At 67.9% G+C, this 12,717-nt stretch carries 11 protein-coding genes; 8 read left to right on the forward strand and 3 right to left on the reverse strand.

All coding sequences use genetic code 11. The annotated features are described in order from the left end of the window. On the forward strand, positions 1-496 hold a 496-nt coding region (locus JSV65_02410), incomplete at its 5' end, for an HAD family hydrolase (GenBank protein UCH35225.1). Between the two features lie 24 nt (positions 497-520). Here the strand turns inward: JSV65_02410 and ald are convergent. Continuing rightward, entirely contained in the window at positions 521-1,621 is a 1,101-nt protein-coding gene (ald, locus tag JSV65_02415) for an alanine dehydrogenase (GenBank protein ID UCH35226.1), read from the reverse strand. Between the two features lie 116 nt (positions 1,622-1,737). Between ald and JSV65_02420 the strand changes: the two genes are divergently transcribed. The 4 genes from JSV65_02420 to JSV65_02435 all read left to right on the forward strand — a co-directional run bounded on the left by JSV65_02420 (position 1,738) and on the right by JSV65_02435 (position 6,487). After that, positions 1,738-2,169, forward strand: a complete 432-nt coding sequence (locus JSV65_02420; protein ID UCH35227.1) for a ferritin-like domain-containing protein — start codon at positions 1,738-1,740, stop codon at positions 2,167-2,169. A gap of 50 nt (positions 2,170-2,219) precedes the next feature. Continuing rightward, on the forward strand, positions 2,220-3,056 hold the full coding sequence (locus tag JSV65_02425; protein UCH35228.1) for a 4Fe-4S binding protein: 837 nt from the start codon (positions 2,220-2,222) through the stop codon (positions 3,054-3,056). A gap of 148 nt (positions 3,057-3,204) precedes the next feature. Continuing rightward, on the forward strand, positions 3,205-4,275 hold the full coding sequence (locus tag JSV65_02430; protein ID UCH35229.1) for an LptF/LptG family permease: 1,071 nt from the start codon (positions 3,205-3,207) through the stop codon (positions 4,273-4,275). 16 nt (positions 4,276-4,291) lie between these two features. Next, the gene (locus tag JSV65_02435) at positions 4,292-6,487 is read left to right on the forward strand and encodes an LPS-assembly protein LptD (GenBank protein ID UCH35230.1); all 2,196 of its coding nucleotides are present in this window, start codon (positions 4,292-4,294) and stop codon (positions 6,485-6,487) included. A 256-nt stretch (positions 6,488-6,743) separates the two neighbouring features. Here JSV65_02435 and JSV65_02440 read toward each other — a convergent pair whose 3' ends face one another. Continuing rightward, positions 6,744-7,202 (reverse strand): M67 family metallopeptidase, encoded by a 459-nt coding sequence (locus tag JSV65_02440; GenBank protein UCH35231.1) that lies wholly within the window; start codon positions 7,200-7,202, stop codon positions 6,744-6,746. Between the two features lie 275 nt (positions 7,203-7,477). Between JSV65_02440 and JSV65_02445 the strand changes: the two genes are divergently transcribed. Genes JSV65_02445 through JSV65_02455 form a run of 3 tightly spaced genes read left to right on the forward strand, consistent with a single transcriptional unit; the run spans position 7,478 to position 11,236 of the window. Further along, positions 7,478-9,271, forward strand: a complete 1,794-nt coding sequence (locus JSV65_02445) for a hypothetical protein (protein UCH35232.1) — start codon at positions 7,478-7,480, stop codon at positions 9,269-9,271. A gap of 28 nt (positions 9,272-9,299) precedes the next feature. Beyond that, positions 9,300-9,653: a holo-ACP synthase gene (gene acpS, locus JSV65_02450; GenBank protein UCH35233.1), complete on the forward strand. Its 354-nt coding sequence runs from the start codon at positions 9,300-9,302 to the stop codon at positions 9,651-9,653. Next, on the forward strand, positions 9,650-11,236 hold the full coding sequence (locus JSV65_02455; protein ID UCH35234.1) for an NAD(P)H-hydrate dehydratase: 1,587 nt from the start codon (positions 9,650-9,652) through the stop codon (positions 11,234-11,236). Before acpS ends, JSV65_02455 begins: the two co-directional genes overlap by 4 nt. 83 nt (positions 11,237-11,319) lie before the next feature. Here JSV65_02455 and JSV65_02460 read toward each other — a convergent pair whose 3' ends face one another. Continuing rightward, positions 11,320-12,588 (reverse strand): methyltransferase domain-containing protein, encoded by a 1,269-nt coding sequence (locus tag JSV65_02460; protein UCH36677.1) that lies wholly within the window; start codon positions 12,586-12,588, stop codon positions 11,320-11,322. Between the last annotated feature and the right edge of the window lie 129 nt (positions 12,589-12,717).

The raw sequence follows: 12,717 nt of genomic DNA on the forward strand, positions 1-12,717 counted from the left end.
CATCGAGCCCGAGCCGCAGCTGTTGGGCGAACTGGTGGCTCGGCTCTACGAGCCGGTCAGCGCATGCAGTCGCCCGCTGCCCGCTGCTCGCGAGCTGCTGCGGGAGCTGAAGCGCGCCGGACTGCGCCTCGCCCTCATCTCGAACACACCGTGGGACGTTCCCGGGCACCTCGTGCAGCGCGACCTCGCGCGCTTCGGCCTCGACGAGTACTTAGACACGCGCGTGTTCTCCGACCGCGGGCATCGCAAGCCGCACCCCGAGTTGTTCCGCCGCGCGTTGGCGGCGCTCGGCACGTCGCCCGCCGACACGATCATGGTCGGCGACTCGCTGCCGGAGGATGTCGCGGGCGCGAAGACCGCGGGCATGCGCACGCTGTGGGTCGGGGCGGAACGTGAACTCGCGGTGCGAGACGGGTCTGACGTCACTCCGGACTACGTCGCGGAAGACCTGCCCGCGGCGGGCCGCATACTTCTCGGCCTTGTTGCGAAGTCCTAGGCGCGCGCCTGCGCGGCGCGTCGGTCAGACCTCGCCGCACTCCATGCCGAATGCCGCCGCGACCGCCGGATACGTGACCTTGCCGCCGCGCAAGTTGACGCCCCGTCGCAGGGCCTCGTTCCGCCGCAGCGCCTCGTCCAGCCCGTAATCCGCGAGGTCGAGAACATACGGCAGCGTGGCGTTGGTCAGGGCATGGGTTGCGGTGCGCGCCACCGCGGCGGGAATGTTGGGCACCGCGTAGTGAATCACGTCGTGGACGACGTACGTCGGGTCCGAGTGGCTCGTCGCCCGCGTCGTCTCGACGCAGCCCCCCTGATCCACGGAGACGTCAACGATGACCGAGCCGCGCTTCATCGCGCGCACCATATCCTCGGTCACCAGCCTGGGCGCACGCGCCCCGGGCAGGAGGACCGCGCCGACCAGCAGGTCGGCATAGCCGGCCGCCCGCGCGATGCTCAGCGGATTCGAGTACACGGTGATGACGTTGCCGTGCATGATGTCGTCGAGATAGCGCAGGCGCTCGTGGTCAATATCGAGGATGGTGACGTGCGCGCCGAGGCCGGTCGCGACCTTGGCCGCGTTGATGCCGACGACCCCGCAGCCGATGATGACGACCTCCGCCGGCGGCACCCCGGGGACGCCGCCGACGAGGATGCCGCGGCCCCCGAAGTCGGTCTCCAGGTAACGGGCGCCGATGTGCACCGCCATCTTCCCTGCCACTTCGCTCATCGGTATCAGCAAAGGCAGGGCGCCGGAGTCGGTCTGCACTGTTTCGTAGCCGACGGCGGTCACGCCGGAATCGAGCAGCGCACGCGTGAGGCTTTCCGACGACGCCAGATGGAGATAAGTGAACAGTACGAAGTCGGGGCGCAGCAGCGAATATTCCTCGGGCAGCGGCTCTTTGACCTTGAGCAGCAACTGTGCGCGGGCATAGGTCTCCCCGGCATCGGCGCCGATGCTCGCGCCGGCGGCTCGGTACTCATCGTCGCCGTAACCGCTGCCAGCGCCCGCGCCGCTCTCCACGAGCACCTCGTGCCCGTGGTCGTCCAGCGCGCTGACACCCGCCGGGGTGATCGCGACCCGGTTCTCGCCGTCCTTGATCTCTCGCGGGACACCGACAATCATGGCACGCCTCCGCGCGATGGTTCGGCGGCACCGACCACTTTCCTGCGTGCGAAGGTGCAGGAGGGGTGACAGCGGCGGTCGAAACTGGCCCCCACGGAGCGGGAGGGCTTCGCGTCATGTCAGGCCTCCAACAAGAGCTGATCAGCCGCCTGTCGGAGGCGGGTCAACTCGAATACCACGCGATCGTTCACTACAGTCGCTTCGCGCAGGAAATCGAGGATCCCGACCTCGCGCAGGAACTGCGCAATATCGGGCAGATGGAGGTGCGCCACTCGCACCAGCTCATGGGCATTATCATCGACCTCGGTGGGCTCCCCGAATGGGAGCTGCCTCCGCTGCCGTGGGCTGCCGGCCCGGAGGACGTCATCAGGTCGTCACTGGAAGGAGAGCGGCGCGCCATCGCCTCCTACGACCAGTGTCTGGCGATCGCACAAGACTCCGACCTGCGCCACAGCGTGGAACAGATCAAGCGAGACGAGCTGTACCATATCGAGCGCTTGGAACACCTGCTGGCGGGGCTGACGGAGGGACGCGCGGAAGGCGAGTAGGCGACGCCCCTCGCGCCGGAGGTGCGGCAAGGAACCGCGGAGATGCGCTGATGTGTGAGTTCTGCGTTAAGCATGGCGAGGGCAAGAAGTGGTACCTGCAAGCCCGCAACTACGGGCTCGACTTGGCGTCGGACCTGCGTCGGCGCCGATTCATCGGCGAGTTCTTCAACAGCTTTGACCGCAAATGGGGCGCGCAGCTGGAGCGCATGCGCCGGCTCGATCGCGCCCCGCGGGTCGTTCAGTCGCTGCGGCGAGGATGGATGACGCGCCGCATGAAGCGGCAGCACTTCGGGCAGGTGCTGCCGCTGGAGGACGTGCGCCAGGTGATGGAGATCGCCGGCTCCGTCGTGTGCACCCCATGCGCATGTCGCGGGTTGACGCGCGGCGACAAAGATGCGCGCTTCTGCTTCGGCGTCAGCATCAGTCCGAAGGCCGCGATCGCTTTCAGCGAGGTGGACGAGAGCTTCGCCGCGGGCCCTGAGACCCAGATGACCGAGCGCCTCGAACCCGCGCAGGCGCTCGACATGATGGCCGACTTCGAGAAGCGCGGCCTGGTGCATTCGGTGTGGACCTTCGTCACCCCGTTTATCGCCGGCATCTGCAATTGCGACCGCAGCGACTGCCTGGCCATGATCGCCGCGGTCGGCCACGACACCAGGTTCATGTTCAAGGCGGAGTACGTGGCGCAGGTGGATTGGGACCAGTGCGAGGGGTGCCGCGCGTGCATGCGGCAGTGCCAGTTCGGCGCGATCGGCTACAGCGCCGCCGCAAGCAAGTGCGTGATAGACCAGCAGCAATGCTGGGGCTGCGGGGTATGTCGCGCGGCCTGTGCCCGTGACGGCATATCGCTCATCCCGCGCAGCGATGTGCCGGCCCTGGGCTGGTGAGTCTGAGCAAATGAGCCGGGACGGCCGGCGCGGCCGCCGTCGCGCGGCTGTCGGCGGACGGCGCCGCCCGGTGACGGTGCGGACCGCCTGCGCCCCGGCGGCAGCGCAAGAGAACGGGTCCGACATTCGCCGCCGTTGAATCCACTCGATGAAGATTCTTGACCGCTACGTCGCGAGAGAACTCCTGGCGCCATTCGTCGTGGGTCTCGTTGGCTTCGAGCTGCTCATGCTCGGCAACGTGCTCTACCTCCATTGGCGCTTGATCCGCGACGCCGGCGCCGGTTGGCATATCGTCGCCAGGCTGCTGGTTTTGCGCGCGCCGGAAGTGGCGGTTTACGGCATCCCGTTCTCGATGCTGCTCGCGGCGTCGTGGGCGGTGACGAGACTCGCGCGAGACAGCGAGTTCACGGCCCTGCGCGCCGGCGGCGCGAGCGTGCGGCGCATACTCGTGCCCATCATCGCCACCGCAACGCTGGTGAGCGGCCTCGCGTACCTCAATGCCGAGCACGCCGTCCCGTGGGCGACCCACGCGGCTGAGAATATCGTGCGCCGCATGGTGCTCCGCCAACCGGCGCCCTTTTTCCGCCAGGACGTCTTCTTCCGCGTGCCGCCCAACTACTACGTGTACATCCATCGCCTGGAGCCCAAGACGAAGCGCTTCCACGATATCCTGGTCTACGAACTCACCGGGAGCGGTTATCCTCTGCTGACTGCGGCGCGGAGTGGAGACTGGCAGGGCGAGATCCTGTACCTCCACGACGGCGTCCGCCACAAGCTCCGCGCCGACGGCTCGTGGGAATACGAGGCGCGCTTCGGCCGCGCGACCATCAACCTGCATCAGGCGATGGCGGACTTCTGGACCGAGCAGAAGACCCCGCGCGAGATGACCGCCGAGGAACTCAGCCGCTACATCGGCGTGTTCGCGCAGAGCGGCGTGGATGTGCGGGGCCTGGAGCTGGAGTACCATTTCAAGTTCGCGCTGCCGCTCGCGCCGCTGGTATTCGCGCTGCTCGCCGCGCCCCTCGCGCTGCGCTTCGCGCGCGGCGGCGGGATGATGGGGCTGGCGGTCGCGTTCGTTCTGGCGTTCTTGTACCAGGTCCTGATGTCGTGGAGCAGGCTGCTCGGTGAATCCGGCACGCTCCCGCCGATGGTAGCCGCGTGGTCGCAAAACGTCATGTTCGGCGCCGCAGGCATCTTCTTCATCGTCAAGCAGGAATGAGGCGCGCGTGGGCATCATGAGCACGGGTTCTTGCACTGGCCGCCGCATGGCCGCGCTGCTGATGGTGATGCTCGTCGGCGCGGCCGGCGCGGGCTGGTCGCAGGATCAGCCCGCCGACTATATCGAGCTGCGGTCGGCCGATCACATCCGCTACGACGACGCGCGCCGCGTCGTCTATGCCCGCGGGAATGTTCGCTTCGGCTACGAGGACGTCGAAGTATCGGCCGACGAACTCACGGCCGACCTGCGGGCCGACACCGCCGTGCTCGCGGGCGGCGTCGTCCTGCGCACGCAGGGGGAGCAGTTCCGCGGCGACACCTTGCTGGTTCACCTCGACACTCGAGAATGGGAATTTACCGACGCGCGCAGCGCGATCTCCCCGCGCTACTTCGAGAGCGGGGTGCTGTCCCCGCTCTACGTCGGCGCGCGCGACGTGCGAGGCTTCAAGGACCGCCTCGCGGTCAAGGGCGCGGATTTCACGACCTGCGACCTGCCGCACCCCCACTACGAGATAACCGCCCGCAGCCTGCGCATCTGGCCCGGGCGCAAGCTCATCGCCGATCACGCCGGATTCTGGGTGCTCGGCGAGCGCATCTTCACTCTCCCGTGGTTTCTCGTCCCGCTTCGGGAGCCGGGGCGGCAGCCTCTCGTGCCTCTCGCCGGGCAGGACGCGTTCCAGGGTTATTACCTCAAGACGATCATCAACTACGTCCGCAGCGACGACTCCTACGGCTCCGGGCATCTCGACCTGATGAGCCGGCGCGGAGTCGGCACCGGCATCGAGCACACCGAGGTCCACCCCCGCGGCCGCAGCGATCTCTACCTCTACCAGGTCAACAACACCAATACCAACGCAACCGAGTGGACCGCGCGCGGCACGCATCAACAGGACCTCGGGGACGGCTTGAGCCTGCGCGCCAGCGCCGACGTCCGCAGCCAGAACTACTACTACGTCGCGGGCACCCGGGTGGCCAACTCTCAACTCGCCCTCAACCAGCAGCGCGGCGGCAGCCACTCATCCCTCGCCTTCGATTACAACAACACCAGCGGCTCTTTCGACTTCACGCGCTTCTCGACGTCGTTGCGCCACAACCAGCGCGGGCCGCGCTACGGCCTCTCGCTCGACTCGCGCTACGACAGCCAGACGACGTTCGCCGACGAGGCCGACGACCTCGAGCTGAACAACCGCGTCGAGGTCACCGACCGCCAGACGAGCATGGACGCGCGGCTCGTCGTCAGCAAGCGGTTCGATCTGGATGACGACGATTACACGGGCGACGATTTCTACCAGGTCGTTGATCGCCTGCCGGAGCTGCTGCTGGAAACCGATACCTATCGCCTGCGCGCGGCGCCGGGCGGCATCCCCGCGAGAATGACCCTCAGCGTGGGCAATTTCTCGGAGCGCCCGACCGACCTCGATGCCTACCGCGTCTATTACGATTACCGCGCTATTCCCGACACCATCCGCCTGGGCCCCGCGACGCGCGTCAACGCCACCGGCCGGTTCCAGCAGTACCTCTACGGCGACCGCGATCGCACCGCCCAATACGCCTACGGCGGCAACCTTCGCCTCGAGCAGGACCTCGGCGATGAGTGGCAGGCGCGGCTCGGGTACGTCCTGCTCGAACCCAAGGGATACACGCCATTCCGGTTCGATTACATCGGCAACTATCGGTCGGCGACGTTCGATTTGAACTACCGCCGCGGCACGCGCTACCGCGCGCGACTGCGCACCGGCTACGACGCTCGCTTCAGTCGCTGGCAAAACGTCATCGCGCGCGCGGAGCTGCCGCTCCATCGCAATCTGCAACTCGGCGTCTCCGCCGGCTACGACCCCAACCGCGGCATGCCCCGCGACCTGCTCACGCAACTGCGCTTCGGCGATTACCGGACGGCCTTGGAGGTCAGTGCGCTCTATCAGCCCGACTCGGGTAAGCTCTTGCGCGCCACCGGCTACCTCGACTGGGTCGCCAACCCCAAGTGGCGTGTGCAGCTTCTGTCGAGCTACGATGGCCTGCAGGACAAGTTCGTCTACGGCGAAGTGCTGGTCACCCGCGATATGCACTGCTGGGAGGCGATGGCGTATTACAGCCTGCAGCGCGACTTGTTCCGGCTGGATTTCCGCATCAAGGCCTTCGATTGGGGACGGCCTGATTTCGGTGTCGGGCGCTCGGGCCAGTACCTGGACACCAGCCTCGGGGAGTGGCACTAGCCTCGGTCATTCGTGGCAAGTCTGGGCTATGCGCATGGTGCGCGCTTCGACGGCGCTTGAGGTCAACCCGCCTCAGGCGCGCGCACGAGCGCCACGGATAGTCCCGAGCGGTGAGATGAGGCGGAGACGAGGATTGTGTCACACACCGCCGGCAGGTGTGAAGGATGCGGGTTAGCTGGGGAAAGGGGGCATCGCGCCGGCCCGCGCAGGCGCCCGAAGCGCCGTGTGCGCTTGCCGCGCCGATCCGAGGCCGATGCTAGGACACGGCCTCCGCTGTTGCCGAAGCCAACGTGACCTCTACCGGCTCTTCGCGGAACTCGCCTTTGCCGTTTTGCCATACCCACGAGCGCAAGGCGATGTTCCCGCCGTTGTGCCCACCGTTGCGGATCGACACAATCAGGTAGGAGTAGTACGGCCACGCCTTGACGGCGTCGTGCACCGATGGGTGCGGCGGGAAACCCGGATGGGAATGGTAGAAGCCGATGATCTGCTCTGCCGTGCCCTCGGTCTCGCGCGCGACCCGGTGGATCTCCGCCGGGTCAATCTCGTAGCGGTCGCGCCGGCCGTCGCGGCTCACGTTGGCGGCCGGATGCGCCACCGTGACCACGCGCACGTCCTCGCGGCGGCCGATGAGAATGCCGCAGCACTCGGCGGGGTATGCACGCTCGGCGTCGGCGATGATCTGCTGAAGAGTATCCTTACCTATGAGTACCATTCTCGTTCGCAGCGGTCTGCCGACTAATTCCCCATTACTTAGTATATTACCACCGGCGTGAAATTCAATCCTGTTTTGGCCGCCCCGAGCAAAAAAATCTCGCGAAAAACGTGCGCCGCAGCCTCGATTCCGGGCGCACCGGCGCCTCTACCGCAGGTGCGAGCGGGGCCTCGGCCTCTGAAAAGGGTCACCCGCGCTGGGCGCAGAACTACGCCTCAGCGCTTGGCGTTCTGCGGTCGTCACGCGCTCTCCGGCTCGGCGCGTTGGGTCACGGGATGGCGAACTGGGACACGATCGTTGACCCCGCAGCCTTCCTGGCTGCGGCTCTCCTGCTCCACGCGTGCGCGACCTCAGGGCGCACGCGCGCCCTGCCGCGCAGAGGCATCCCCACGCCCGTCGTGCCCGCCCGCGCTCTGGCGCGCCTCTACCGACGGGCGTGGAAACTCGCGTGGGCCCACCTGCGCGCGCCCGAGCTGGGCAGCGGCTTCGTCTCGGACTACATTGACCCCGGCTTCAACGGCGACCTGTTCCAGTGGGATCTGTGCTTCATCGCCCAGTATGCCAAGTACGGCCACCGAGTGTTCCCCACACCGGTTATGCTCTCCAACCTGTACGCGAAGCAGCAGCCCGACGGCTTCATCCCGCGGCAGATCGCCACGACCGGCGACCCCGTCAAGTTCGGCGACGCCCTCAACCCGCCGCTCTACTCCTGGGCGGAGTGGGACTCCTATCGCATCAGGGGTGACCGCACGCGCCTGGCGCAGGTGTTGCCGGTTCTGGCGCGCTTCCACCGGTGGATTGTCAACAACCGCCGCAACGCGGACGGCCTCTATCGCTTCGAGGATCCCCTCGGCAGCGGCATGGATGACCAGCCCCGCAGGGGCTCGGGCTGGATTGACCTGTCCTCCCAGATGGCCCTCGATGCGCGCTGCCTCGCGCTGATAGCCGGCGAATTGAGTCAGAATGAAACCGCGTCGGCATACGCGGCGGAGCATGCGCAGCTCGCCGACAGCATCAACCGCGTCCTGTGGAACGAGGACCGCCGCTGGTACGAGGACGCCGGCGGCGCTGACTTCAAATCCGTCGCCGGCTTCTGGCCATTGCTCGCGGGGGTCGCGCCGGAAGACCGAGCCGCCGCGGTGATCGGCCGTCTCACGGATCCCCACGAGTTCTGGCGCCCCACGCCGGTGCCGAGCGTCTCCGCCGACAGCGCCATCTACAACGCGCCCGACGGCGACTACTGGCGCGGTGCCGTGTGGCCCCCCACGAACTACATGATCGTGCGCGGCCTGCTCGAGGTCGGTCGGCCCGGCCTGGCGAAGACCATCGCGCTCGAATACCTGCGCTCCATGGTCACGCAGTTGGAGGCCCAGGGCACGTTGTTCGAGCACTGCTCGCCGGAGCGCGACTGCGGCGGCGGCGTGAAAGACATGGTCGGTTGGGCCGGAGTGGGACCGATCGCTCTGCTCATCGAGGCCGTCCTGGGGCTGCGCGCGGACGCGCCGACCAATACCCTCTCGTGGACGCCGCTGCTCAGGGCAAGGCATGGGATCGAGGATCTCACGTTCGGGCCGTGCACGGCCTCCATCGTCTGCGCGGCGCGCTCTCCGGACCGGGACTATGTCATTCGAGTGGAGACGGATCGGCCGTTCACGTTGCGCGTGGCGACCGATTTCGCCGAAGGCACGACGCGGCTCGGCGAGCGGTCGTTGGGGCCGCTCGATGACGGCGTCGCCTGCGTCGAGGTGCCCTCGGGGAGCACGGAATACCGTATCCGCGGCGAGCCCCGCCTCAACGGCACACCGCCCGCACAGCCCCGGGATCTCGTCGCGACGCGCAGTGAAAAGGGCACCGTCTTGCGCTGGCGGGCATGCGCCGACGAAGACCTCGCAGGATACGATGTGTACCGAACCGAAGACCACGGATGGCGTAAGATCAACAGTTCGCTCTGCGTGTGGTCAACCTGCACCGACGACCACCCGCCGGACTCACGCTGCTCGTACGCCGTCGCCGCCGTGGATACGGCGGACAATATCAGTCCGATGTCCGAGCCTGCCGAATTGGCGTGAAAAGGATGCGCGCCATCAGGAACTCGCTATGGGAATCGGCATAGACGTGATTCAGATCAGCCGCATCGAGGCCGCCTTGCACCGGCGCCCGCGCCTGGAACAGCGCTGCTTCAGCGAGCAGGAGCGCGAGTACTGTAACAGCCGGCGCCGCCCGGGGCAGCATTACGCCGCGCGCTTTGCCGCAAAGGAGGCGGTGGCGAAGGCTCTGCAGACATCCGTCCGCTGGCGCGAGATCGAGGTCATCGGCAGCGGCGGGCCGCCCCGGGTGCGCCTGTCGGGAGGCACCGCTGCCGCCGCCGCGGGCCGCGATGTCGCCATCTCGATGTCGCACAGCGGCGATGTCGCCGTCGCAGCGGTGATCGTGCAGGGGGTGGGGGAGTGAAGGTCGTCACCGCGGCTCAGATGCGTCAGATAGACCGCCGGGCGATCGAGGAGCGGGACATTCCCGGCCGCGTGCTCATGGAGAATGCGGGCAAGGCGGTCGCCGACCTGGTACGGCGCGCCGTCGCGGACCCGGGCATCGCGAGCGCCATCGTCTTCTGCGGCAGGGGCAACAACGGCGGCGACGGCTTCGTCGTCGCGCGGCACCTCGCGGAGTGGGGGATGTCCGTCCGCGTCGTTCTCGCGGCCCGCGCCGGCGAGGTCACGGGCGACGCAGCACATCACCTCGAGGCCGCGCGCAAGGCGGCGGTGCCAGTTGTGGAACTCGCGGAATCACTCTCCTCCTGGTGCGGGGCGAAGCCGCTCGCGGATGCTGCCGCGCAAGCCGACATCCTCGTAGACGCGCTTCTCGGCACGGGTGTTCGCGGCGAGGTGACCGGGATTATCGGCGAGCTTGTGGATCTCATCAACGATTCGCGCAAGCGCGGGCGCGGTCTCGTCGTCGCCGTGGACGTGCCATCCGGCATAGACTCCGACACCGGCGCGGTGTGCGGGCGGGCGGTCGAGGCGGATCACACCGTCACCATGGGCCTGCCGAAGCTCGGCGTGCTGGTCGGGGAGGGGATCGCGCACACGGGCGAGTTGACTGTCGCGGACATCGGCTTCCCGGTGGATGTCATCGCCGAGTCGCCTTGCGAGGCCGAGCTGATCGAGCGCGTGTGGGCCGATTCAGCGCTGCCCTCGCGGCGGCGCGATGCGCACAAAGGCGACTTCGGGCGCGTCGCGGTCATCGCCGGTTCGGTCGGCATGACCGGAGCCGCCGTGCTGTGCTCGACGGCCGCGCTGCGAATGGGCGCGGGGCTCGTGACCCTCGGCGCGCCGGCCTCCCTCAACGATATCCTCGAGGTCAAGCTCACCGAGGTAATGACCCGCCCGCTGCCTGAGACACCCGCGCGCACTCTGTCCTTCGCCGCGCGCGGCGACGCTCTCGCTTTCGCGCGTGAGGCTGACGTCGTCATCTTCGGACCGGGCGTCTCGCGCAATGAGGAAACAGTGAGGCTGATCCGTGACCTGGTGCCCGCAATCGAGCGCCCGCTTGTCCTCGACGCCGACGGCATCAATGCGCTCTCCGGCGATCCTTCGCCCCTGAGGCAGCGCCAGGCGCCCACGGTGTGTACGCCGCATCCCGGCGAGATGGGCAGGCTCCTGGGCGCTTCGGCGGAGGAGGTCCAGCGCGATCGGCCGGGCGTTGCGCGCCGGGCTGCTGCGGACTTGGGCTGCGTCATGCTCCTTAAGGGCGCGAAGAGCATCGTCGCCGACTCCGGCGGCGAGGTCCGCATCAGTCCCACCGGCAACCCGGGCATGGCATCCGGCGGTACCGGCGATGTGCTGGCGGGAATGATCGGCGGCCTCATGGCGCAAGGGCTCAATGCGTTCGACGCCGCGAGCGTCGGGGCATTCTTCCACGGCCTCGCCGGCGACCTCGCCGCGGAAGAGAAAACGGAACACTGCCTCATCGCCGGCGATCTGCTCGACTTCCTCACTGCGGCCTTGAAGGGGGGCAACCGGGCGCGTGGCCTTTAGCCCGCGCCTGTAGGATGGGCTTGCCCAAGCCCGCCGAGCAGATACACCGGGCGCGGGTCACCGCACCCGGAGACGCTGCGACCTCACCGCAGGCGCAGCAGCCGCAGCAGGCGCCCCCCGGCCTTTCTGGCCGCCCTGGCCACGGAGCCCCCGCGCGGCACCCCTGCCTGACGCAGCAGGTCGAGGATCCAAAGGTCGAGTTCTCGCATGACCTTCAACTCTTCATCGGTCGCGGGCAGCCGATCCCACCACTTCGGCTCGCCCACCGGCCCGGTCGATGACGCCTCTCCGCCACCCGTCGCGCGTGTGAGCGCGCTGCGGAGTTCGGCGGTGCTCTCGCGCGCAATACCCGCATCCGTTGCGGGCCCACACAGGTTCAGCAGACTCAATTCGAGGTCGAGCAGATGACACAGCAGCCGGCTCGCGGGCCGCGGCGCGGTGAACAGCCCTCGCAGCTCCTGCGCCTCGTCAGTTAGCGCGGGGCAGCGGGAACCTTGGGCCGGCTCCTGCTCGGTATCTTTCCGCTCCAGGTGCAGACAGGGCACGCCTCGATCCACTCGATAGCTGCGTCCGCACGGCGTGCAGCGGAGCGAATCCTCGGCCTGCTCCAAGGGCAGCAGGCACGCGGGGCAGGCGAGCATCTCGCGAAGCAACGGATCGAGCTGCTCGGGAATGTCGTGCGGCGCGTGGGCCGGAGCCACCTTGTGCGCCAGGATGGTATCGAGCAACGCCGGGTCGCCGCCCTGCGAGATGTCAATGGGCGGAGCATCGCCCTTCGCTTTGATCGCGACGATGCCGTAGTCCGCAGGGGTAGCCCGACTGGGGCGCGTCATCTCGCGAATGATGCGGCGCACCCGGTCCGCCCGCGGCTCGCGGCCTGCTTGCTCCAGCTCGGCGTAGCGCCGTGTCACCCTGGCCTGTCGCTCATGTGTCATCCCCTGGCCGAGAACCGTCGCGAAGTCCTGCGGCAGGAAGAAATTCAAGTCGGAATGTGGCGATTCCCGATCGGCGAGCAGCAGACGGATCTCCCGCTCGCGCGCCAGCGTGCACGCGTGTTCCGTCGCGAAGACCGCGTATCGCCGCGCGACCCGCGCCGCCTCGCACATCACGGCCACGGGATCCGCCACGTGCTCGAGCACCTCGCAGCACAGCACGACGTCGAAGCTCTCATCTCGATACGGCAGCCAATGCGCGTCGCTGGCGACAACGGGCAGGCCGAAGAACTCGCGCGCGCGAAGGTTCGCCTCGAGCGAGAGGTCGGAACTCACCACGCGAGCCCCGAAGACCCGGCGCGCCAGGCTGGCGTGGTAGCCCTCAGCACCACCCACGTCCAGCAGGGTCTCAAAGCGCATCTGCGCCAGGCGCCGGAATATGGCGTATGTGCGCGCGAGGCGCCGGGCCTGATTCACCTCGGACTGATCGCTGCCGACGCCGTATATCGGCTCGTGGGCGAAGTACCGGCCCTCGGACACGCCCATCCG

Source organism: Armatimonadota bacterium (assembly GCA_020354555.1).
In the GTDB taxonomy this organism is placed as follows: domain Bacteria; phylum Armatimonadota; class Hebobacteria.

Bases quoted from the DNA above. Each gene is read 5' to 3' on its own strand.
- JSV65_02435 (UCH35230.1), top strand. From the start codon at position 4,292: ATGAGCACGGGTTCTTGCACTGGCCGCCGCATGGCCGCGCTGCTGATG.
- ald (UCH35226.1), bottom strand. From the start codon at position 1,621: ATGATTGTCGGTGTCCCGCGAGAGATCAAGGACGGCGAGAACCGGGTC.
- JSV65_02440 (UCH35231.1), bottom strand. From the start codon at position 7,202: ATGGTACTCATAGGTAAGGATACTCTTCAGCAGATCATCGCCGACGCC.
- JSV65_02460 (UCH36677.1), bottom strand. From the start codon at position 12,588: ATGCGCTTTGAGACCCTGCTGGACGTGGGTGGTGCTGAGGGCTACCAC.
- JSV65_02445 (UCH35232.1), top strand. From the start codon at position 7,478: ATGGCGAACTGGGACACGATCGTTGACCCCGCAGCCTTCCTGGCTGCG.
- JSV65_02420 (UCH35227.1), top strand. From the start codon at position 1,738: ATGTCAGGCCTCCAACAAGAGCTGATCAGCCGCCTGTCGGAGGCGGGT.
- JSV65_02430 (UCH35229.1), top strand. From the start codon at position 3,205: ATGAAGATTCTTGACCGCTACGTCGCGAGAGAACTCCTGGCGCCATTC.
- acpS (UCH35233.1), top strand. From the start codon at position 9,300: ATGGGAATCGGCATAGACGTGATTCAGATCAGCCGCATCGAGGCCGCC.
- JSV65_02425 (UCH35228.1), top strand. From the start codon at position 2,220: ATGTGTGAGTTCTGCGTTAAGCATGGCGAGGGCAAGAAGTGGTACCTG.